This is a genomic window from Clostridium sp. ATCC BAA-442 (assembly GCF_964239415.1).
Lineage (GTDB): Bacteria > Bacillota > Clostridia > Oscillospirales > Oscillospiraceae > Flavonifractor > Flavonifractor plautii.
Genome location: NZ_CAXSQB010000005.1, coordinates 116731 through 136548, shown reverse-complemented (window position 1 = coordinate 136548; position 19818 = coordinate 116731). Strand labels below are relative to the sequence as shown.

Below are 19818 nucleotides of genomic sequence, written 5' to 3'. Positions count from 1 at the left end.
GGAGAAGGGGCGGGCTCAGCGGGGGCGGCCGGGGCGCAGGCGGCCAGCAGCGCGGCCAGGGCCAGGGCGGCCAGGCCGGAAAAAAGGCGCAGTTTCATAAAAAAATCCTCCTTGGCGTCTCCTATCATACCATAGGGGACGGCAAAAAGGGTTACAGGGGCGGTTTCAATCCGGTTACAAGAAACTACGATTGCCCTTTTGCAAAAAATCACATATAATAGAGGCTGCTGATTATGAGAGGGAGGCAAGTTATGATTCTGAACGTGCTGGCCGTAGGCGACGTCGTGGGGGACAGCGGCGTGGAGTACCTGTCCCGCCATCTCCGGGGGCTGAAGAAGCTCAAGGGCGTGCATTTCACGGTGGTCAACGGGGAGAACGCGTCCGGCGTGGGGATTCTGCCCCGGCAGGCCCGGGAGATCTTTGACGCTGGTGCAGATGTGGTCACCCTGGGCAACCACACCTGGAACCGCATCCAGATCGCCGACTTTCTGGAGGACGACCGGTATACCCTCCGCCCCGCCAACTACACCAGCCGGGTGCCCGGCCGGGGCTGGGGCGTGTACGACGGCCCCGGCGGCGTGCGCATCGGCGTCATGAACCTGATTGGCCGGTGCGAGATGGACAGCAACTTCGACAACCCCTTCACCACCGCCGACCGGGTGCTCAGGCGGATGGAGGGGACCGATGTGGTGCTGGTGGACTTCCACGCCGAGGCCACCAGCGAGAAGGGGGCCATGGGGTATTACCTGGACGGCCGGGCCCAGGCCGTGTGGGGCACCCACACCCATGTCCCCACTGCCGACGGGCAAATTCTCCCCAAGGGGCTGGGCTTTGTCACCGACCTGGGTATGACCGGCCCGGCCGAGAGCGTGCTGGGCATCCGGCCGGAGCAGGCCGTCAACCGCTTCCTGGGCGGGCTGCCCCGCCGCTTTGAGCCCGCCCCCGGCCCCTGCAAGCTGGAGAGCGTACTCTTCTCCATCGATACCGACCAGCGGCGGTGCGTGAGCGTCGAGCGGGTGGACATCCGCGCGTAATATCCCCTGCGAGAAAGGAACCGAGACATCTATGCTGACAATCATCCACGGGGCGGATTTCCACCTGGACGCCCCGTTTGCCGCCCTGCCCCCGGACAAGGCCAGGGCCCGCCGGGCCGAGCAGCGGGAGCTGCTGGACCGGCTGGCCGGGCTGGCGGAGGAGCGGCGGGCGGACGTGGTGCTGCTCTCCGGCGACCTGCTGGACGGCGGCCAGACCTACCAGGAGACCGTACAGGCCCTGGCCCGGACCCTGGGGGGCATCCCCGCCCCGGTGTTCATCGCCCCGGGCAACCATGACTGCTACGGCCCCCGTTCGGTGTACGCCGGCACGGCGTGGCCGGACAACGTACATATCTTTTCCACCGTGGCGGTGGAGGGGGTGGAGCTGCCCGGCCTCAACTGCGTGGTGCACGGCGCGGCCTTCACCACCCCCCAGGCCGACCGCTCTCCCCTGATGGGCTTTGCCGCCCCCCGGGACGGGCGCATCCACCTGATGGCCCTCCATGGGGACGTGGAGGGGAAGGGGCGCTACGGTCCCATCGCCCTGGAGGACATCGCCGCCAGCGGCCTGACCTACCTGGCCCTGGGACACATCCACGCCTGCTCCGGGCTGCAAAAGGCGGGGGACACGTACTGGGCCTACCCCGGCTGTCCCGAGGGCCGGGGCTTTGACGAGCTGGGCGACAAGGGCGTGCTGGTGGTGACGGTGGACGACGGCGGGGCCGTGTCCGCCGAGTTCGTCCCCCTGGCCCGGCGGCGCTATGAGATCCTGACCGTGGACGTGACCGGGGCGGAGAGCCCGACCGCCGCCCTGGCGGCGGCCCTGCCCGCGGACGCCGGGGAGGACTGCTGTCGCATCGTGCTCACCGGAGAGCGGGGGGAGGAGCCGCCGGAGCTGGCCGCCCTCGCCGCCCTGGCCGAGCCCCGCTTTTACAGCGTGACCCTCCGGGATCAGACCCGGGAGCGGCGGGCGCTGTGGGCCCGGTCGGGGGAGGACAGCCTCACCGGCCTGTTCCTGCGCACCCTGCGGAGCGGGGCGCTGGAGGGGGACGGGCTGGAGCTGGCCGCCCGCTTCGGGCTGGCGGCCCTGGAGAATGGGGAGGATCCCTGCCTATGAAGATTTTGAAGATGCGCGCCACCTTCGGCAAGCTCCAGGGCGCGGAGCTGGCGCTGGGGGAGGGGCTGAATGTCATTGAGGCCCCCAACGAGGGGGGCAAGTCCACCTGGTCGGCCTTCCTGCGGGCCATGCTCTACGGGATCAACACCAAGGAGCGGGACCGTCAGGGCTACCTCGCGGAGAAGAACCGCTACCAGCCCTGGAGCGGCGCGGCCATGGAGGGGAGCGTGGAGCTGCTCTGGCAGGGCCGGTCCGTCACCCTCCGCCGGGGGCCCAAGGGGAGCACCCCCTTTGGCCGCTTTGAGGCGGTGTATACCGGCACGGCGGAGCCGGTGCCCGGCCTCACCGGGGACAACGCGGGGGAGACCCTCACCGGCGTGCCCAGGGAGGTATTCGAGCGCTCCGCCTTCGTGGGCCAGGGGGGCGCGGCCATCGACGGCGCCCCCGCCCTGGAGGCCCGCATCGCCGCCCTGGCCTCCAGCGGGGAGGAGGATGTGTCCTACTCCCAGGTAGAGCGCCGCCTGCGGGACTGGCTCAACCGCCGGAAGCACAACAAGACCGGCCTGATCCCCCGGCTGGAGGAGGAGCTGGCCGACGTGGAGGAGACCCTGGCCCGCCAGTCCAAGGCCTTCCGTCTGGCCCAGGAGGCCAGGCGGGAGCTGGAGCGGCTCCAGGCCGAGCACAGACTTCTGGAGTCCGAGCGGGACGCCCACCTCAGCCGGGCCATGGCCCAGCGCAGGGCCCGGTGGGAGGCGGCCCAGGCCGCCCTTGCCGAGGCCCAGGCCCAGGTGGACGGCCTGGAGGCCGAGCGTACCCGCCACGGCGCGCCTCCCGACCGGGATACCCTGAAAAGGGCCCAGGAGGAGCTCAACGCCCTCAATACCCTCCACGCCAACCGCAAGCTGGCGGAGAGCCAGCTGGAGGAGGCCCGGGCGGCGGAGGGGGCGGTTTCATCGGGGCGCAGGACGTTTTTCAGCGGGAAAACGTGGCTCAGCGGCTCCGCGCCGGCGGTGTCCAGGCCGTCCAGCACCGCCATGTAGTCCAGAATCCGCTCCAGCTCCCGGGCGATCTCCTCCTTCTCCCCGCCGGGGAGGGAGAGGCGGGCCAGATCGGACAGATGGTCGATCCGTGCTTCGGTAATGTTCATGGGAAGGGTTCCTCCTTTTTATCTCTGTCTGGGGGGCAAACCGCGCCCGCCCCCGCTCCTTATGGCTCGAGTCTGGTCCGGTCCCGGGGAAACAGGCTGGCCCGGCGGATGTTGTCCAGGCCGCAGAGCTGCATGGTCAGCCGCTCCAGGCCGATGCCCAGGCCGCCGTGGGGCGGCGCGCCGTGCTTGTGGAACAGCAGGTAGCCCGAAAAATCCTCCGGCTCCATGCCCCGCGCCTTTAACTTTTCCACCTGCTGGCCGTAATTGTGGATACGCTGGCCGCCGGTGGTGATCTCCACCCCCCGGAAGAGCAGATCGAAGGAGAGGGTGTACCGGGGGTCCTCCGGATCGTCCATGGTATAGAAGGGGCGCTTCCTGCCGGGGTAGTGGGTGACGAACACGAAGTCGCTGCCCCACACCTCCTTGGCGTACCGGCCGATGTGCTGCTCCTCCTCCGGCTCCAGATCGTAGGGCTCCCGGATGGCATAGCCGTAGGCCTCCGCCGCCAGGCGCTTGGCCTCGTCAAAGCGGACGGCGGGTATGTGCTCCGCATCGGGCAGCTCCGCACCCAGCAGGGCCAGCTCTCCGGCGTATTCCTGCCGGAGCAGGGCCACAAGGCGGCGCAGAAAGCCCTGCTCCAGCGCCATCAGGTCGGTAAAGGAGTGGAGAAAGCCCATCTCCAGATCCAGGGAGGTATATTCGTTCAGGTGCCGCTGGGTGGCGTGCTTCTCCGCCCGGAACACCGGGCCGATCTCATACACCCGCTCAAACACCCCTACCATGGCCTGCTTGTAGAGCTGGGGGGACTGGGCCAGCACAGCTTTCCGGCCGAAATAGTCCAGCCGGAACTGGCTGGAGCCTCCCTCGGCCCCGGCCTGGCCCAGCTTGGGGGTGTGGATCTCGGTAAAGCCCTCCCCCTGGAGAAACTCCCGGAAGGCCCGGCAGACGGCCGCCTGGATGCGGAACACCGCCCGGGCGCGGGGGGCGCGGAGGGTCACTGGGCGGAGGGAGAGCTCCGTGTCCAGGCTGACGGAACTCTTTTTGGACAGGGGCACCGGCGGGGGCGCGGCGGGCCAGGAGAGCACCGTGCACCGGGCCTCCGCCAGCTCCGCCCCGCCGGGCGCCCGGGGTTCGGGCCGGAGTAAGCCGGAGACAGAGACGGCGCACTCCTCACGCACCCCCTCAGGACGCCGGGGACAGACGCACTGGATCAGCCCCTCCCGGGTGCGCAGGGTGAGGAAGGTGACCCCACCCAGATCCCGCAGGGCGTGCACCATCCCGTGCAGGGTGACGGCCCGGTTATTCCGGCCCACCACCGCCGCGTCGAATTTCGTTGCCAGAACTTCCATGCCAATCACACCTTTCTGCAAAAAAAGAATAAAAAAATCCCGAAGCCGGTTTTCCAGCTTCGGGACGGAATAAACTCCGCGGTACCACCCAAAATTGCGCCGTCGTGTGCAACGGACGCCACTCGGAACCCTTAACGCGGGTGGGACGGGCGCGCCTACCCCCTGAGGCCAGGGCTCGGGACGCCGGCTCAAACGTGTTGCGCCATCCCATCCTGCCGGACCGGGCTCTCAGTCGGTGACCCGGATTCTCTGTCGGCCCTCACGGGGGGCGGTCGTTCTCTCTGTCTTTGTTGAGCGTAGTATACGCAGTTTGAAGGCAAAAGTCAAGCACAAAATTTTTTTGCACCGGGGGCGCGGGTGTGGTACAATGTCGAAAACCACACACTGAGGTGAGAGACTATGAAGGATTGGGACGCCCTCTATGAGGAGTGCATCCACTGTCAGAAGTGCGGCCTGGCGGAGACCCGGACCAACGTGGTGTTCGGCGAGGGAGCCAGGGACGCGGAGGTCATGTTCATCGGGGAGGGCCCCGGCGAGCAGGAGGACCGCACCGGCCGGCCCTTTGTGGGCCGGGCGGGCCAGCTGCTGGACGATATGCTGGCCATGATCGACCTGAAGCGGGAGAAGGTGTTCATCGGCAACATGGTCAAGTGCCGCCCGCCCCAGAACCGGGATCCCCTGAACATCGAGCAGGAGGCCTGTATCGGCTATCTGCGCAACCAGGTGGCCCTGCTCAAACCGAAGATCATCGTCTGCCTGGGGCGCATCGCCGCTATGAAGCTCATCAAGGAGGACTTCAAAATCACCCGTGAGCATGGCCAGTGGATCGAAAAGGCCGGGGTGTGGATGATGGCCATGTACCACCCCTCCGCCCTGCTGCGGGATCCCCGCAAGCGGCCGGAGAGCTTTGAGGACTTGAAGAGCCTCCAGACCAAAATCCGGGAGGTCTGTGTGCGCACATACTGAAACAAAAGTGAGGCGGAATTCCGCCCCACTTCTGTTTTGTGGTCACCCGCTTGATGACCTTCAAACGGGCAAACTCCTCCCGCTCCTTCTCCTCCAGGGCGTCGGTGATGAAGCGGATGGTGCCGTCCAGGCCGGGGATGACAATGTTCTGTAAAGCGTTGGCCCGCTTCTGGGTCTTTTTGATGGCGTCGGCCAGGCGGTAGATAGAGGTCTCCACCTCCGCCAGCCGGCGGGTCAGCTCCTTGACCCTGTAGAACTTGAGGTAGCACTCATCCAGTTCGGAGCAGGTATCCCCCATGCCGTACTCCGGCCGGGGCGGGGGGGACTGGCCGGGGATGCGGGGCAGCTCCACCCCCATAACGGAGCGGTAGCGCAGAGCCAGGGAGTCGTCCACATCCACCGCCTCCGCGATGCGGTCGCAGATGCCCAGGCGGATGTTGGCCGCCTGGAGGGCGGTGTACGCCTCGGTAAAGACGGCGTCGATCTGTCCCTGCAACTCCTTGGCGGTGTCCATCATGCCCATAAGCTCCCGGATGAGGATGTTGCGCTTGCGGTCCATCAGCTCGTAGCCCGTCCGGGCCAGCATCCGGGAGCGCTTGGCGGCGATCAGGTTGCCCTTGGTGGGCAGCAGATTGGCCATGGCGGTTGACCTCCTTTCCGGCTATGACTGCTTCCGCTCAAAGAGCTCCTTCCACGCCCCCTCCACATAGTGAGCCTCGATGGTCTTGGCGTCCACCCGGTCCAGCTCGCCCCTGGGCAGCATGGTCAGCAGCTTCCACCCAAGGTCCAGCGTCTCCGCAATGGTGCGGTTGTCCACCAGGCTCTGGTGGACAAACCTGCGCTCGAAGGCGTCGCCGAAGGCCAGATACTGCTTGTCCAGCTCGCTCAGCTCGTCCTCGCCGATGACGCTGGCCAGGCTGCGGGCGTCCTGCACCTTGGAGTAGGAGGCAAAGAGCTGGTTGGATACGTCGTAGTGGTCGTCCCGGGTGAAGCCCTTGCCCACGCCGTCCTTCATCAGGCGGGACAGGGAGGGGAGAATGGCGATGGGGGGATAGATGCCCTTCTGATCCAGCTCCCGGTCCAGCACGATCTGCCCCTCGGTGATGTAGCCGGTGAGGTCGGGGATGGGGTGGGTGATGTCGTCGTTGGGCATGGTGAGCACCGGCACCTGAGTCACCGAGCCGGTGCGGCCGTGGATCATGCCCGCCCGCTCGTAGAGGGAGGCCAGATCCGAGTAGAGGTAGGCGGGGAAGCCCTTGCGGGAGGGGATTTCCCCCTTGGAGGAGGAGAACTCGCGCAGGGCCTCGCAGTAGGAGGTCATGTCGGTGAGCACCACCAGCACGTGGTAGCCGTGCTCAAAGGCCAGGAACTCCGCCGCCGTCAGGGCGCAGCGGGGGGTGAGGATGCGCTCGATGATGGGGTCGGAGGCCAGGTTGAGGAACATGACGACCCGGCTCAGGGCGCCGGCCTCCTCAAAGGAGCGGCGGAAGAACTCGGCGGTGTCGTTCTTGACGCCCATGGCGGCGAAGACGATGGCGAATTCCCCGTCCTGGTTGGGCACCCTGGCCTGCCGCACGAGCTGGGCGGCCAGCTCGTTGTGCTTCATGCCGGAGCCGGAGAAGATGGGCAGCTTCTGCCCCCGGATGAGGGTGGCGCAGCCGTCGATGGCGGATATGCCGGTGTAGATGCAGCTGCGGGGGTACTTGCGGGAGACGGGGTTGATGGCGGAGCCGTTGATGTTGCGCCGCTCCTCCGGGTAGATCTCGCCCAGGGCGTCGATGGGGCGGCCCGCGCCGTCGAACACCCGGCCCAGCATCTCCTTGGACAGGGCGATGTCCATGCTCTTGCCGGTGAAGTGGGTGGAGGCGTTCTCCAGAGAGATGCCCCGGGTGCCCTCAAATACCTGGAGAACCACCCGGTCGCCGTCAATGAGGATGACGCGGCCATAGCGGCGCTCCCCGTTCTCCAGAGTGACCTCCGCCATCTCGTCGTAGGCCACGTCCTTGACCCCCTCCAGGGCGATGAGGGAGCCGGACAGCTCCGAAAGGCCGATGTATTCCAGTCTCATGTCAGTGTTTCACCTCTATCTCCAACCTCAGCGGTTGGCCTCGTTGACCTGCCGCAGGGCGTCCTCAATGGCGGCGTCATACTCCGCGAACTTCTCCTGGCCGTCGTTGGGCACCTCGTACTTCATCTTGGCCAGGGCCTCGAAGATGCCGGTCTCCTTGAGCTGGGACAGGGGGATGGCCCGGGAGACGATGTCCTTGGCCCCGTGGTAGAGCTTGAGCATCAGCTCCATCATGCGCAGCTGCTTGTCCAGGGGCACATAGGTGTCGATGGCGTGGTAGGCGTTCTGCTGGAGAAAGCCCACCCGGAAGAGCTTGGCGGTCTCGATGATGAGCTTCTGATCCTCGGGCAGGATGTCCGCGCCGATGAGCTTGACGATCTCCATCAGCTCCGACTCCTTTTGGAGCAGGTGCGCCATCTGGTGGCGGCAGGTGACGAACTCCGGCCCCACGTGCTCGTCGTACCAGGGCCTGAGATCGTCGGCGTACTCCGAGTAGGAGGTCAGCCAGTTGATGGAGGGGAAGTGGCGGGCGTAGGCCAGGGCGCGGTCCAGGCCCCAGAAGGTGCGCACATAGCGCTTGGTGTTCTGGGTGACCGGCTCGGAGAAGTCGCCGCCCTGGGGGGAGACGGCGCCGATTACAGTGACGCTCCCCTCCTTCCCCTCCAGGGTCTTCACATAGCCCGCCCGCTCGTAGAACTCGGCCAGGCGGGAGGCCAGGTAGGCGGGGAAGCCCTCCTCGGCGGGCATCTCCTCCAGCCGTCCGGAGATCTCCCGCAGGGCCTCCGCCCAGCGGGAGGTGGAGTCGGCCATGAGGGCCACGTGGTAGCCCATATCCCGGTAGTACTCGGCGATGGTCATGCCGGTGTAGACCGACGCCTCGCGGGCGGCCACCGGCATGTTGGAGGTGTTGGCGATGAGGATGGTGCGGTTCATCAGGGGTTGCTGGCTCTTGGGATCCAGCAGCTCGGAGAACTCCTCCAGGGCCTGGGTCATCTCATTGCCGCGCTCGCCGCAGCCCAGGTAGACGATGATGTCCGCGTCCGACCACTTGGCCAACTGGTGCTGGGTCATGGTCTTGCCCGCGCCGAAGGGGCCGGGGATGGCGGCGGCGCCCCCCTTTCCGATGGGGAAAAGGGTGTCGATGATCCGCTGCCCGGTGACCAGAGGCCGGTCGATGGGCAGCCGCTGGGCGATGGGGCGGGGGGTGCGGATGGGCCACCGCTGGGCCAGGGCCAGGGGGTGGATCTGCCCGTGGTCGTCGGTGAGCTCCACCAGAGTGTCGCTGACCCGGTAGGCCCCGGCGGGCGCCACCTTGGTGACCCGGCCGGACACCCCGGTGGGCACCAGACAGCGGTGGACGATGAGGGGGGTCTCCGGGCAGGAGGCATAGAGTGCGCCAGGGGCGAGAACGTCGCCTGCCTTTACATGGAGGGTGACATCCCACGTCTTCTCCTGGTCCAGGGAGGGGATGTTCAGCCCACGGCCGATGAAGGGGCCGCTCTCCGCCTCAATGCCCTTGAGGGGGCGGGCAATGCCGTCGAAGATGTTGGTCAGCATGCCGGGGCCCAGGGTGATGGACATGGGGGCCCCCTGGCTCACCACCGGCTGGCCGGGCTTGAGGCCGGCGGTGTCCTCGTAGACCTGGACGGTGGTGGCCGAGCGGTCCACACTGACCACCTCGCCGATCAGGCCCTCCTCGCCCACGCTGACCATATCCATCATGGCCAGGCCCTTGCCGCCGGTCACCTTGACGACCGGGCCGTTGATGCCGTGGATGGTATAGTGCGTTTGATTCATTGGAAGTACCATCCTTTCTTATTCGTCGGAGAGCGACAGGCCGAAGAGCTCGGCAAAGTGGCCAGACAACTCGCCGGCTGCGCTGTCAAAGGAGGAGTCCACCCGCAGGCCCAGATCGGGGGACTCGGCGATCAGGCCGCCCAGGCGGAAGTCCCCCTCCCGGAAGGTCAGGCGGATTTGGGGCGCGGAGGCGGCCAGGGCCTCCCGAAAGCTCAGATCGTCGCCCCGCAGGGTGACCAGCACCTCCTCCGCGCCGGAGAGCTGCTCCAGCGCCTCGGCCAGCAGGGCAGTGAGCCGCTGGCCATAGGCGGGAGTGCGGGTGAAGGCGGCGATTTTGGCCCGCACCAGGGCGAAGACCTCCTGGGCCATCTCGGTGCGGCGCAGGTAGAGGGCCCGCTTGTTCTCCAGCATATGGCGGGACACGCCCCGCCCGGCCTCCGACTGGATGCGGGCCACCTCGCCGTGGATGTACTCGTAGGCCTCCTTCAGTGCCGCGTCCTCTGCTTCCTGAAAGCGGAGCTCCCGGCGGCGCTTGACCTCCGCGAGGGCGCGCTTGCTCTCGTCGGCGGCTTCCGCCAGGATTTTGGCGGTGAAGCGGTCCAGCTTTTGATTCATATCAGGCATAGTTAACCTCCTCACGGAGCTGGTCAGAGCTTGACTCCAATGGCCTCCCGGATGTAGCGGGTGATGGAGTCGGGGGCGCGGCCGGCGCTGTGCCGGTCGGGGATCTCCACCACCAGGGGCCGCTGGGCGGTGAGCTTCAGCGGGGCGATGAGATCCTGGCACAGGGCGGCCAGCTTTTCGGTGATGAGCAGCACGGCGATGTCGGGATCGGCGGCGGCGGTCTGGATGGCGGCGCGCACCAGGGGCTCCTCCCGCACCACGACCCCTTCGATGCCAGCCAGGCGCAGCCCCACCTGGGTATCCGTGCTGTCGGTGATGACGAAGTATTTCATAAGTTGCCTCTCAGCGTTTCGCCCGCCCCGCGGGCGAAATCAAAATCCGTGCGGAGCAGGACACACCCCAGGGTACTTTCTCTTGCCCCTCGGAGCAATTCAACTTGTGCGCCTGCACAGCACACCGATACCTCTGGACGGATTACACGAAGAGCAGCAGCAGCGCCACGATCAGGCCGTACAGCGCCACACCCTCGGCCAGGCCAACGAAGATGAGGGCCTTACCGAAGGCCTTGTCGTTCTCGGAGATGGCGCCCAGGGCGGCAGACGCGGAGGAGGCCACGGCGATGCCGCCGCCGATGCCGCTCAGGCCCACGGCCAGGGCGGCGCCTACGTACTTGAGGCCCTCGGCGATACCGCCAGCCGCCGCGGCGGCCTCAGGCGCGCCGGCGGCGGAGGCGCTGCCGCCGATGCCCACCACGCTGGCCAGCACCAGGAAGGCGAAGAAGGAGGCGATGTTGGCTCCAAGGGCCCGCTTGGCCCTGCGTCCGGTGTACTTGCGGATGCCGATGAGGAACAGGGGGGAGAAAACCGCGAAGGCGGCAAAGAACAGGACAATGAATTTCAGCATGGTGACTACCTCCTCAGGATTACCCGTTTGTGCGGGCAGCATAGTCGATTTTTTTCGGGACAAAGGGGATGCCGCCGTCGTCGTAGAAGCGGCCGAAGAGCTCGTAGAACTCCAGACGGAGCACCTGGATGCCCACCAGAAGGCCCTCGAAGCCCATGACGAAGGCGTTGCCCAGCACCAGGATCAGGATGCCCGCCGGGCCGCCCACCCCGCCGGCCAGGCCGGCCAGCATGTGGACCACCAGCATCAGGCCCACGTGGGTGATGGCATAGGCGCCCACGCGCATGAAGGACAGGGTGTTGGTCAGGTAGCTGAGCAGGGTCTCGAACAGCTCGAAGAAGCCGGTGCCCAGCACCTCGCCCACTGAAAATTCCCTCCAGTGGGGGTCCTTGGCCAGCAGATGGGACAGCGGCTCCCGCAGGAGCATGAGCACCAGGGGGAGAATGAGCACGGGCAGCACATAGGCGGGGGTGAACAGGTTCACGCCGAAGGCCAGGGTGGACACGGCCGCGGTGAGCAGTCCGGCGTAAAACACGATGCCCGCCGCGCCGTTGGGCCCGAAGAGGATTTTTTCATAGTTTTTCTGGCGGATGCCGTTGAGGATGTTGATGACCATCACCAGCAGCAGCATAAACACGCCCAGACAGATGGACAGAACCAGCAGCAGCAGGACATTGCTCACCACGCCCAGGCCCGCAAAGGTAGTCTCCTCCATGATTTTAAAACCGGGGAGAATGTCCTCAAAGCCGAACACTGACCCGTAGACGCAGCCGAACAGCGCGCCGGACAGGCCGCAGCAGGTGATGATGCCGCCCAGCCACATGCCCTTCCACCTGGCCAGTACAAGGCCAATGAGGGCCAGACAGAGCCCCTGCCCCAGATCGCCGAACATGATGCCGAAGAACAGGCAGTAGGTCAGGGCCATGAACAGGGAGGGGTCCTTCTCGTTGTAGGCGGGCAGGCCATACATCTCCAGGAAGGGCTGGAACACCCGGCCCAGGAAGGAGTTCTTCAGCTTGGTGGGGGGCTTGGCGTGGCGCACGTCGTCGGCGGTATCGGCCACGCAGGACAGGTTGGGGAACCGGGCGAGCGTTTCCTCGATTTCCGGCACCGCCGCCGCCGGCACCCAGCCGGTGAGGTAAAAGGTGCCCTTGCTGCGGCAGGCGTACTGGCGCAGCCCGCAGCACTCGCTGTGGTAGCGCAGGTAGGAGTAGCTGGATAGAATGTGCTCCCGCTCCTGCCGGCGCAGCTCCTCCAGCTCCTGCCCCACCTGGGCCACCGCCGCCTGGGCGGCCTCCACCTGGGCGTTGAGCTCTGCCGTGGCGTTGTCCACTGTCCCGCCGGGCGGGTCCTCCAGACGAATGCGTACAAAGTGCAGGGAATTGAACAGGGAGTCCACCTTGTGGTGGGCCTCCTTGGTGGTGAAGTAGACCCCATATACCCGCCGGGCGCCCAGGGTGGTGGGGACGAAAAAGATGTCCTCCTCCTCGTTGAGGGCCTCCCGGAAGCCGTCGTAGGTCTCCCGGGGCAGGTAGCCGTATCGGAACCGGGCGTGATCCAGGCCCCAGAGCTCGTCCAGGCTGACGTTGAGTCCCCGGAGGTTCTGTAGCTGGTCCACCATGCTGCGGGCCTCGTCGGCCTTGTGCTCCAGCTCCTCCCTCCGCCGGTGCAGGGCGGCGATGCGCCCGGAGAGGGAATCGAAATAGGAAGCGAAATCCTCCAAGGGGGACGCGGGGTCGAAGGGGGCATAGGCCAGGGGGATGCCCGCCTCATCGGCCACCTCCACCGAGCGGTGGAGGAGTGCGCTGTAGGGGTTTTCCAGCTCCAGGGGCCGCAGGCCCTTCACGCTCCGCATGAGCTGCAGGGCGTTTTCCGGGTGGAACTCCTGGTCGATGACGCAGGCGCGCACCACATCGTCAAACCGCTCCAGCGGCCCGGCGATGGTGAGCAGCTTCATCGGGACAACGGACATTGCGGTAGCTCCTTCCTTGACATGGGCTTGGGGGGCTTATTGGCCCACCAGATCTGCGAGTTCTGCGCGGTAAGGGACGCCGTATTTCACCGACTCGATCACGTTAATCAGCACACTCAGCTCCAGCTCCTTGAGCTCCAGGTACGCCACGGCGGTGTAAATGGAGGGGGGCACGGCGGTGAGCTGACGCTTGTTGAAGCGGCAGATGGCCCGTTGGTAGTACTCCTCCACCGCGCCCACCGCCACGCCGTCGAAGCAGTCCCGGTAGGGGGAGTCCCGCAGCAGGGCGAAGACGTCGTCCACGCCGGGGGCGGCGCAGAGGGCGCGGGTGAAGTCGGGGTTGAGGCGGTAGTGAAAGGGGAAGAGAACGCGCAGATAGGTCTCCGGCTCCGTCTGGGGGAAGTAGGTTTTGAGGCGGAGCACATGGATGATGTTGAGCAGGTCGATCTGCTCCCCCAGGGCGCGGAGAAGTACCTTCTGGGTGCGGCCGGTATACTGCCGGTGGACGATGCGGTAGAGGTGGGAGAAGTAGGCGGTGCGCAGGGCGGCCTCCGCCAGGGTGAAGTCGGGCAGTGCGCCGTCCCGGCTTGGGCGCAGGTGCCGGAGCACGGGCGCGTAGATGGTGTCGCGGGCGGCGTCCAGGAGCTGGTCGTAGCTGGTGCAGGAGGCCAGGGCCCCCTCGTCCAGCCGCAGGCGGAGGGGCACCGCAGACGTGGGGGGAGGCTCCTTGGCGTAGCGGCCGGTCTTGAGCCGGCGCAGGGCGGCCAGGAGGGCGCTCCGCTCCGCAGCCCGGAGCTGGAACTGCATCAGGGGCTTGTCCTCCCGGGGAACGTAATAGGACAGGCTCCGGTACTCCAGCCGCAGCTCGTCCCGCAGAGCGCCCTCCATCTCCACCCGGCCCACGTAGGACCAGGCACCGGGGGGGACCAGGGACAGGGCGCGGCTCCAGCCCGGGTGCTGCCGCAGGGCCTCCAGCAGTTCGGCCTCATTTTTCAGCCCGGCCAGCCGGGCAAAGTCGTCCGCCCGCAGGCGCTTGCCGTAGAGGGCGCGGATCTTGGCGGACAGCGCGCCGTAGGTCATCTCCGCGTTTTTCACGGCTGCACGCCCACGATCAGGGAGAACAGGGTGTCCACCCAGCGCTCCTTGTTTTTCTCATAGGACGCCTCCACCGCGCGCATGGTCTGCTCCAGCTTTCGGTCCAGCCGGTCCAGCGCCTCCTCGGCGGCGGCCTCCTCAGTCTGCTGCACCTGCTCCAGCCGCTGCCGGGCCCGCGCCAGATAGCTCTCGCGCATAGCGGAGATCTCCTGCTCCAGGCCGGCCTGGAGCTGCTGCCGCCTGGCACGGGACTCCTCCGCCAGCACCTTGGCACCCTGTTCGGCGGCCATGATCTGGCTGACCATCTCGGCGTAGTCCATCGTAACACCTCCGTCGTTGTTTGAAGTGAAAAGGGATTTGTACGTCACCGTTTATCATACCATATCGGGAGATGGATTTCTACAAGAAAATGGCAGGGATAAATAAAATATTTCATCATACCGCACAAAGCGGCGAATGCCGCGCGAGGGAGCTTGAATGCGCTATTGTAATCCTGGGAGGGGGCGTATATAATAAGAGTTTATAAAGCTGTCCCGCGGCTTGCGCGGGCTCAAACGCAGATGGGAGGAAGTATTATGGCAAAGCTGCTCCGGCTTCTGGAACAGGACTGCACGCTGACCCATGAACAGCTTGCATCCATGACGGATATGACCGTGGCGGACGTGAAGGCCGCCATTCAGCGCTATGAGGCGGACAAGACCATCCTGGGCTATCAGGCCATCGTGGACTGGGACCGCACCGACCGGGAGGCGGTCACCGCCCTCATTGAGGTGAAGGTGACGCCCCAGCGGGGCGACGGCTTTGACCGGGTGGCCGAGCGCATCTACCAGTACGACGAGGTGGAGAGCGTCTATCTGATGAGCGGCGCCTTTGATCTCACCGTCATTATCTCGGGCCGCACGCTGAAAGAGGTGGCCCAGTTTGTGGGGGAGCGCCTGTCCACCCTGGAGGACGTGACGGGCACCGCCACCCATTTTATCCTGCACAAGTACAAGGAGAAGCACCTGATCTTTGAAAAGCAGGAGCAGCAGGAGAAGGAGTGGATCTTTTCATGAATTACGATGAAATACTCTGCCGGCGCATCCAGGAGGTCAAACCCTCCGGCATCCGGCGCTTTTTCGATATCCTGGAGGAGATGAAGGATGCCATCTCTCTGGGCGTGGGGGAGCCCGATTTCGTCACCCCCTGGCACATCCGGGACGCGGGCATCTACTCTCTGGAGAAGGGCTTCACCAAGTACACCTCCAACGCCGGTATGGCGGAGCTGCGCCGGGAGATCGCGGCCTACCTGAACCGCCGCTTCGGCCTGCAATACGACTTCGCCCATCAGATTGTGGTCACAGTGGGCGGCAGCGAGGCCATCGACCTGGCCCTGCGGTGCATCCTCAACCCCGGCGATGAGGTGATCATCCCCGTGCCCTCCTTTGTGTGCTACGGGCCCCTGACGTCCATGGCCGGGGGTACGCCGGTGTACGTGGAGCTGAAGGCGGAGAACGAGTTCCGCCTCACCGCCGCGCAGCTCCGCGCCGCCCTCACCCCCCGCACCAAGGCCGTGGTGCTCCCCTTCCCCTCCAACCCCACCGGCGGTATTCTGGAGCGGGCTGATCTGGAGGCGCTGGCCGGGGTGCTGAAGGACACCAACGCCATGGTCCTCTCCGACGAGATCTACGCCGAGCTGACCTATGGCCAGAAGCACGTGTCGCCCGCCAACCTGCCCGAGCTGTACGACCGCACCATCGTGGTCAACGGCTTCTCCAAGAGCCACGCCATGACCGGCTGGCGCATGGGCTACGTCTGCGGCCCCGCGCCCGTCCTCCAGCAGATGCTCAAGCTCCACCAGTTCGGCATCATGTCCGCCCCCACCACCAGCCAGTACGCCGCCATTGAGGCCATGCGCAACGGCGACGTGGACATCGAGAAGATGCGGGACGAGTACGACGGCCGCCGCCGCTATCTGGTGGAGGGCCTGCGCCGCATCGGCCTGCCCTGCTTCGAGCCCAAGGGCGCCTTTTACGTGTTTCCCGACATCCGGGGCACCGGCCTGACCTCCGACGAATTCTGCGAGCGGTTTTTGATGGAGGAGAAGGTGGCCGTCATTTCCGGCTCCGCCTTCGGCCCCGGCGGCGAGGGCTTCATCCGCTGCTGCTACGCCACCAGCATGAAGGACATCGCCGAGGCCCTGACCCGCATGGACAACTTCCTGACCAACCTGCGCAAGAAGCAGGCCCGGGAGGGCTGAGCTTCCATCCACCCCCATTCTGAGAGGAGGCAGCATATGTACATCACCTGTCTGGACATGGAGGGCGTGCTGGTCCCCGAGATCTGGATTGCCTTCGCCGAGGCCAGCGGCATCCCCGCCCTCAAGCGCACCACCCGGGACGAGCCCGATTACCACAAGCTGATGGAGTACCGCCTGGGCATACTGCGGGAGCACGGCCTGGGGCTGCGGGAGATTCAGGCTACCATTGCCCAAATCGACCCCCTGCCCGGCGCGCGGGCGTTTCTGGACGAGCTGCGCAGCTTCACCCAGGTGCTCATCCTCAGCGACACCTTTGAGCAGTTCGCCCAGCCCCTGATGAAAAAGCTGAACTGGCCCACCCTGTTCTGCAACACCCTGGAGGTGGCGCCCGACGGGGCCATCACCGGCTTCCGCATGCGTTGCCCCCAGTCCAAGCTGACCACGGTGAAGGCCCTACAGTCCATCGGCTACGACACCATCGCCGCCGGGGACAGCTACAACGACCTGGGCATGATCCAGGCCAGCCGCGCCGGCTTCCTCTTCAAGAGCACGGCGCAGATCAAGGCCGACCACCCGGAGGTGCCCGCCTACGAGGGCTTTGACGAGCTGCTGGCCGCCATCCGGCGGGCCATGGACTGAGGAGGGCGGACGTATGCGCGACCCGTTTGACGGCCTGGCCTTCCGCCCGGCGGACATCCTCCTGCCACAGAACTGTGATTACACCAAGTGGTCGGTGGTGGCCTGCGACCAGTACACCTCCCAGCCGGAGTACTGGCAGGAGGTGGAGGAGCTGGTGGGCTCCGCCCCATCCACCCTGCGCCTGATCCTGCCCGAGAGCTGCCTGGACGGCCCAAGCGTGGAGACCGACATCATGGAGGTCAACAACACCATGACCCGCTACCTGCGGGAGGAGCGGTTCCGCACCCTGCCCGCCAGCCTGATCTATGTGGAGCGGCGGCTGGACAACCTGCGCCTGCGCCGGGGCCTGGTGGGCATGGTGGATCTGGAGCAGTACGACTACGAGCCCGGCGCGGAGGCCCAGGTGCGGGCCACCGAGGGCACCGTCATGGCCCGCATTCCGCCCCGGGTGGCGGTGCGCAAGAACGCCCCCCTGGAGCTGCCCCACGTGATGCTGCTGGCCGACGACCCGGAAAAGACGGTGCTTGAGCCCCTCTCCGCCCGCAAGGACCAGATGGAAAAGGTGTACGACTTCGACCTCATGGAGCGGGGCGGCCACATCGCCGGCTGGCGGCTGGACGGGGAGAGCATGGCCCTGGTGGCCGCCGCCCTCCGGAAGCTGGCCGATCCGGCGGCCTTCCGCGCCCGCTACGGCGTGGAGGACAAGCCGGTGCTCCTCTTCGCCGTAGGGGACGGCAACCACTCCCTGGCCACCGCCAAGGAGTGCTATGAGCGGCAGAAGAAGCTCACCCCCAGGGAGCAGTGGGACAGCCTGCCCGCCCGGTACGCCCTGTGCGAGCTGGTCAACCTCCACGACGCCTCCCTGGAGTTCGAGCCCATCCACCGGGTGGTCTTCGGCGTGGAGCCGGAGCGGGTGGTGGAGGAGCTGCTCTCCGCCCTCCCCGGCGCATACCGGGGGGAGGGGGACGGCCATGTGCTCCGCTTCTCCCATGCCGGGGGGAAGGGCGCGGTCACTGTGCCCCGCCCGGAGGCCCAGTTGGAGGTGGGCACCCTCCAGCCCTTCCTGGACGCCTATGTGAAGGAGCACGGGGGGAGCATCGACTACATCCACGGCGCGGATGTGGCCCGGGATCTGGCCGCCCGCCCCGGCAATATCGCCTTCCTGCTGCCCGCCATGGGCAAGGAGCAGCTCTTTCCCACCGTCATCCGGGACGGGGTGCTCCCCCGCAAGACCTTCTCCATGGGGGAGGCCCACGACAAGCGCTTTTACCTGGAGGCGCGCAAGATCCGATAAGGGGGTGACCCGATGCCCGTTCTGGAAACAAGGGCCTACGCCAAGCTGAATCTCTCTCTCGACGTGCTGGACCGGCGGAGCGACGGTTACCACGAGATGCGCATGGTCATGCAGACCGTGACCCTCAGCGACGCCCTCCGCCTGGAGACCGGCACGGGAAAGCCCCTGTCCATGCGCAGCAGCCTGGGCTTCCTGCCCGCCGACGAGCGCAACCTGGCGGCGGCCGCCGCCCTGCGCCTGTGCGCGGAGACGGGGGCGGACTGCGGCGGGCTGTCCATTGAGCTGGACAAGTCCATCCCGGTGTGCGCCGGGCTGGCGGGGGGCAGCGCCGACGCCGCTGCCGTCCTGCGGGGGCTCAACCGCCTGCTGGGGCTGGGCCTCCCGCCGGAGCGGCTGGAGGCCATCGGGGCCCGGGTGGGCTCCGACGTGCCCTACTGCGTCCGGGGCGGCACCGCCCTGGCTGAGGGGCGGGGGGAGGTGCTCACCACTCTGCCCGCCCTGCCCGACTGCCATGTGGTGCTGTGCAAGCCCGCCTTCTCGGTGCCCACGCCGGAGCTCTTCGCCAGGCTGGACGGCTGCCGCATCCGCCGCCGCCCGGACACCGCCGGTCTGCTGGCCGCCCTGGCGGCGGGGGATCTGGCCGGAGTGGCCCGGCGCATGTATAACGTGTTTGAGGATGTGCTCCCCGAGCGGCGGGGCGCGGAGGTGCAGCGCATCAAGAACGCCCTCGTTCAGCAGGGGGCCCTGGGGGCCTCTATGAGCGGCACCGGCTCCACCGTCTTCGGCCTGTTCGACCGGGAGGAGGCCGCCCGCCGGGCCTATGAGCTGCTCCAGGAGAGCTACCGGGATACATTTTTGGCCCGCAGCCTGGAAAAAATGGTATAGAAACCGGCATCACCGTCCACAATGTAGGCACTACATAGTGGACGGTGATGTTTTATGAAGCAATCCAAGACCCTGCGCCGCTGGGAGCTGGCGCTGCTGCTGGGGGTGGCCTGCGCGGCTCTGCTGGGGGTGTGGCTGGACGGGGCCCAGGCGGCCCTGTCCGACCAGGTGATCCGCCTGCACGTGCTGGCCAACTCGGATTCCGAGGCCGACCAGGCCCTCAAGCTCCGGGTGCGGGACCGGATTCTGGCTGAGGCGGAGGAGCTGTTTGTTCCTGGAGCCGGCCGGGCGGAGACAGAGGAGCTCCTCCGCGCCCACCTGTACGACCTGGCCGCCGCCGGGGCGGAGGTGGTGGGGGAGGCGGGCTATTCCTATCCGGTGACCGCCTCCCTGGTGCACGACTACTGGTTCCCCACCAAGACCTATACCGACTTCGCCCTCCCGGCAGGGGCGTACACCGCCCTGCGCATCGAGATCGGCGCGGGGGGCGGGCTGAACTGGTGGTGCGTGGTGTTCCCGCCCCTCTGCCTGGGCTCCGTCAGCGAGACCACGCAGGAAACCGCCCTGGAGGCCGGGCTGACGGAGAACCAGGTCTCCCTGATGACCGGGGAGGACGAGGGCTACGTGGTGAAGTTCAAGGCCGTGGAGCTGCTGGAGCAGTTCAAGGGCTGGCTGGAAGGGCGATAAAA

19 protein-coding genes and 2 pseudogenes are annotated in these 19818 nt (G+C 66.6%); 10 read left to right on the top strand and 11 right to left on the bottom strand.

Going from position 1 to position 19818, the window contains the following annotated elements; all coding sequences use genetic code 11:
• Nucleotides 1-251 precede the first annotated feature (251 nt).
• The 3 genes and pseudogenes from ACESY8_RS03970 to ACESY8_RS03960 form a co-directional block, all read left to right on the top strand.
• Nucleotides 252-1034 carry a TIGR00282 family metallophosphoesterase gene (locus ACESY8_RS03970; protein ID WP_009258977.1) on the top strand — a complete coding sequence of 261 codons (783 nt, stop codon included), beginning with the start codon at nt 252-254 and terminating at the stop codon, nt 1032-1034.
• Nucleotides 1035-1065: 31 nt separating this feature from the next.
• Nucleotides 1066-2151 (top strand): metallophosphoesterase family protein, encoded by a 1086-nt coding sequence (locus tag ACESY8_RS03965; RefSeq protein ID WP_054339577.1) that lies wholly within the window; start codon nt 1066-1068, stop codon nt 2149-2151.
• A pseudogene (locus ACESY8_RS03960) lies at nt 2148-2255 on the top strand (hypothetical protein); the annotation flags it as partial. The gene ACESY8_RS03965 and the pseudogene ACESY8_RS03960, both read left to right, overlap by 4 nt.
• 395 nt (nt 2256-2650) lie before the next feature.
• On the opposite strand, the gene gatC reads toward ACESY8_RS03960, so the two are convergent.
• Together gatC and aspS are read right to left on the bottom strand one after the other, a co-directional pair.
• Nucleotides 2651-3298: an Asp-tRNA(Asn)/Glu-tRNA(Gln) amidotransferase subunit GatC gene (gatC, locus tag ACESY8_RS03955; protein ID WP_498794643.1), complete on the bottom strand. Its 648-nt coding sequence runs from the start codon at nt 3296-3298 to the stop codon at nt 2651-2653.
• A gap of 59 nt (nt 3299-3357) precedes the next feature.
• Nucleotides 3358-4647, bottom strand: coding sequence for an aspartate--tRNA(Asn) ligase (aspS, locus tag ACESY8_RS03950; protein ID WP_087361248.1), 1290 nt, complete (start codon nt 4645-4647; stop codon nt 3358-3360).
• Nucleotides 4648-5046: 399 nt separating this feature from the next.
• Between aspS and ACESY8_RS03945 the strand changes: the two genes are divergently transcribed.
• Nucleotides 5047-5613 carry a uracil-DNA glycosylase gene (locus ACESY8_RS03945; RefSeq protein WP_498794642.1) on the top strand — a complete coding sequence of 189 codons (567 nt, stop codon included), beginning with the start codon at nt 5047-5049 and terminating at the stop codon, nt 5611-5613.
• Nucleotides 5614-5641: 28 nt separating this feature from the next.
• Here ACESY8_RS03945 and ACESY8_RS03940 read toward each other — a convergent pair.
• The 9 genes and pseudogenes from ACESY8_RS03940 to ACESY8_RS03900 all read right to left on the bottom strand — a co-directional run.
• Nucleotides 5642-6253, bottom strand: a pseudogene (locus ACESY8_RS03940) (V-type ATP synthase subunit D); the annotation flags it as partial.
• 21 nt (nt 6254-6274) lie between these two features.
• Nucleotides 6275-7681: a V-type ATP synthase subunit B gene (locus ACESY8_RS03935; RefSeq protein WP_434307923.1), complete on the bottom strand. Its 1407-nt coding sequence runs from the start codon at nt 7679-7681 to the stop codon at nt 6275-6277.
• 27 nt (nt 7682-7708) lie between these two features.
• On the bottom strand, nt 7709-9478 hold the full coding sequence (locus ACESY8_RS03930) for a V-type ATP synthase subunit A (RefSeq protein WP_054338858.1): 1770 nt from the start codon (nt 9476-9478) through the stop codon (nt 7709-7711).
• Nucleotides 9479-9496: 18 nt separating this feature from the next.
• Nucleotides 9497-10102 (bottom strand): V-type ATP synthase subunit E, encoded by a 606-nt coding sequence (locus ACESY8_RS03925; RefSeq protein WP_024723450.1) that lies wholly within the window; start codon nt 10100-10102, stop codon nt 9497-9499.
• Between the two features lie 23 nt (nt 10103-10125).
• Complete coding sequence (locus ACESY8_RS03920) at nt 10126-10434, bottom strand: V-type ATP synthase subunit F (protein ID WP_007489726.1); 309 nt, start codon at nt 10432-10434, stop codon at nt 10126-10128.
• 142 nt (nt 10435-10576) lie between these two features.
• Nucleotides 10577-11005, bottom strand: coding sequence for an ATP synthase subunit C (locus tag ACESY8_RS03915; protein ID WP_055179603.1), 429 nt, complete (start codon nt 11003-11005; stop codon nt 10577-10579).
• A gap of 19 nt (nt 11006-11024) precedes the next feature.
• Nucleotides 11025-12977, bottom strand: a complete 1953-nt coding sequence (locus ACESY8_RS03910) for a V-type ATP synthase subunit I (protein WP_238047257.1) — start codon at nt 12975-12977, stop codon at nt 11025-11027.
• 36 nt (nt 12978-13013) lie between these two features.
• Nucleotides 13014-14072: a V0D/AC39 family V-type ATPase subunit gene (locus tag ACESY8_RS03905; RefSeq protein ID WP_054338860.1), complete on the bottom strand. Its 1059-nt coding sequence runs from the start codon at nt 14070-14072 to the stop codon at nt 13014-13016.
• Nucleotides 14069-14392, bottom strand: coding sequence for a hypothetical protein (locus ACESY8_RS03900; protein ID WP_007489722.1), 324 nt, complete (start codon nt 14390-14392; stop codon nt 14069-14071). Before ACESY8_RS03900 ends, ACESY8_RS03905 begins: the two co-directional genes overlap by 4 nt.
• A gap of 255 nt (nt 14393-14647) precedes the next feature.
• Here ACESY8_RS03900 and ACESY8_RS03895 point away from each other — a divergent pair, with 255 nt between their 5' ends.
• Genes ACESY8_RS03895 through ACESY8_RS03870 form a run of 6 tightly spaced genes read left to right on the top strand, consistent with a single transcriptional unit; the run spans nt 14648 to nt 19816 of the window.
• Nucleotides 14648-15127: an Lrp/AsnC family transcriptional regulator gene (locus tag ACESY8_RS03895; protein ID WP_009260149.1), complete on the top strand. Its 480-nt coding sequence runs from the start codon at nt 14648-14650 to the stop codon at nt 15125-15127.
• A complete protein-coding gene (locus tag ACESY8_RS03890) occupies nt 15124-16311 on the top strand; it encodes an aminotransferase class I/II-fold pyridoxal phosphate-dependent enzyme (RefSeq protein ID WP_054338861.1) in 1188 nt (395 codons plus the stop codon). Before ACESY8_RS03895 ends, ACESY8_RS03890 begins: the two co-directional genes overlap by 4 nt.
• 36 nt (nt 16312-16347) lie before the next feature.
• Nucleotides 16348-16950, top strand: a complete 603-nt coding sequence (thrH, locus tag ACESY8_RS03885) for a bifunctional phosphoserine phosphatase/homoserine phosphotransferase ThrH (RefSeq protein ID WP_007489713.1) — start codon at nt 16348-16350, stop codon at nt 16948-16950.
• Nucleotides 16951-16963: 13 nt separating this feature from the next.
• The gene (locus ACESY8_RS03880) at nt 16964-18244 is read left to right on the top strand and encodes a DUF1015 domain-containing protein (protein ID WP_044943550.1); all 1281 of its coding nucleotides are present in this window, start codon (nt 16964-16966) and stop codon (nt 18242-18244) included.
• A gap of 12 nt (nt 18245-18256) precedes the next feature.
• A complete protein-coding gene (gene ispE, locus ACESY8_RS03875) occupies nt 18257-19129 on the top strand; it encodes a 4-(cytidine 5'-diphospho)-2-C-methyl-D-erythritol kinase (RefSeq protein ID WP_007489711.1) in 873 nt (290 codons plus the stop codon).
• Between the two features lie 54 nt (nt 19130-19183).
• A complete protein-coding gene (locus ACESY8_RS03870) occupies nt 19184-19816 on the top strand; it encodes a stage II sporulation protein R (RefSeq protein WP_054338862.1) in 633 nt (210 codons plus the stop codon).
• Nucleotides 19817-19818 lie beyond the last annotated feature (2 nt).

Excerpts from the sequence above, each read along its gene's own strand:
- ACESY8_RS03890 (WP_054338861.1), top strand. The coding sequence starts at position 15,124 with ATGAATTACGATGAAATACTCTGCCGGCGCATCCAGGAGGTCAAACCC.
- ACESY8_RS03915 (WP_055179603.1), bottom strand. The coding sequence starts at position 11,005 with ATGCTGAAATTCATTGTCCTGTTCTTTGCCGCCTTCGCGGTTTTCTCC.
- ACESY8_RS03945 (WP_498794642.1), top strand. The coding sequence starts at position 5,047 with ATGAAGGATTGGGACGCCCTCTATGAGGAGTGCATCCACTGTCAGAAG.
- ACESY8_RS03965 (WP_054339577.1), top strand. The coding sequence starts at position 1,066 with ATGCTGACAATCATCCACGGGGCGGATTTCCACCTGGACGCCCCGTTT.
- thrH (WP_007489713.1), top strand. The coding sequence starts at position 16,348 with ATGTACATCACCTGTCTGGACATGGAGGGCGTGCTGGTCCCCGAGATC.
- ACESY8_RS03900 (WP_007489722.1), bottom strand. The coding sequence starts at position 14,392 with ATGGACTACGCCGAGATGGTCAGCCAGATCATGGCCGCCGAACAGGGT.
- ispE (WP_007489711.1), top strand. The coding sequence starts at position 18,257 with ATGCCCGTTCTGGAAACAAGGGCCTACGCCAAGCTGAATCTCTCTCTC.
- ACESY8_RS03870 (WP_054338862.1), top strand. The coding sequence starts at position 19,184 with ATGAAGCAATCCAAGACCCTGCGCCGCTGGGAGCTGGCGCTGCTGCTG.
- ACESY8_RS03920 (WP_007489726.1), bottom strand. The coding sequence starts at position 10,434 with ATGAAATACTTCGTCATCACCGACAGCACGGATACCCAGGTGGGGCTG.
- ACESY8_RS03925 (WP_024723450.1), bottom strand. The coding sequence starts at position 10,102 with ATGCCTGATATGAATCAAAAGCTGGACCGCTTCACCGCCAAAATCCTG.
- ACESY8_RS03930 (WP_054338858.1), bottom strand. The coding sequence starts at position 9,478 with ATGAATCAAACGCACTATACCATCCACGGCATCAACGGCCCGGTCGTC.
- aspS (WP_087361248.1), bottom strand. The coding sequence starts at position 4,647 with ATGGAAGTTCTGGCAACGAAATTCGACGCGGCGGTGGTGGGCCGGAAT.
- ACESY8_RS03910 (WP_238047257.1), bottom strand. The coding sequence starts at position 12,977 with ATGTCCGTTGTCCCGATGAAGCTGCTCACCATCGCCGGGCCGCTGGAG.
- ACESY8_RS03895 (WP_009260149.1), top strand. The coding sequence starts at position 14,648 with ATGGCAAAGCTGCTCCGGCTTCTGGAACAGGACTGCACGCTGACCCAT.
- gatC (WP_498794643.1), bottom strand. The coding sequence starts at position 3,298 with ATGAACATTACCGAAGCACGGATCGACCATCTGTCCGATCTGGCCCGC.
- ACESY8_RS03970 (WP_009258977.1), top strand. The coding sequence starts at position 252 with ATGATTCTGAACGTGCTGGCCGTAGGCGACGTCGTGGGGGACAGCGGC.
- ACESY8_RS03880 (WP_044943550.1), top strand. The coding sequence starts at position 16,964 with ATGCGCGACCCGTTTGACGGCCTGGCCTTCCGCCCGGCGGACATCCTC.
- ACESY8_RS03935 (WP_434307923.1), bottom strand. The coding sequence starts at position 7,681 with ATGAGACTGGAATACATCGGCCTTTCGGAGCTGTCCGGCTCCCTCATC.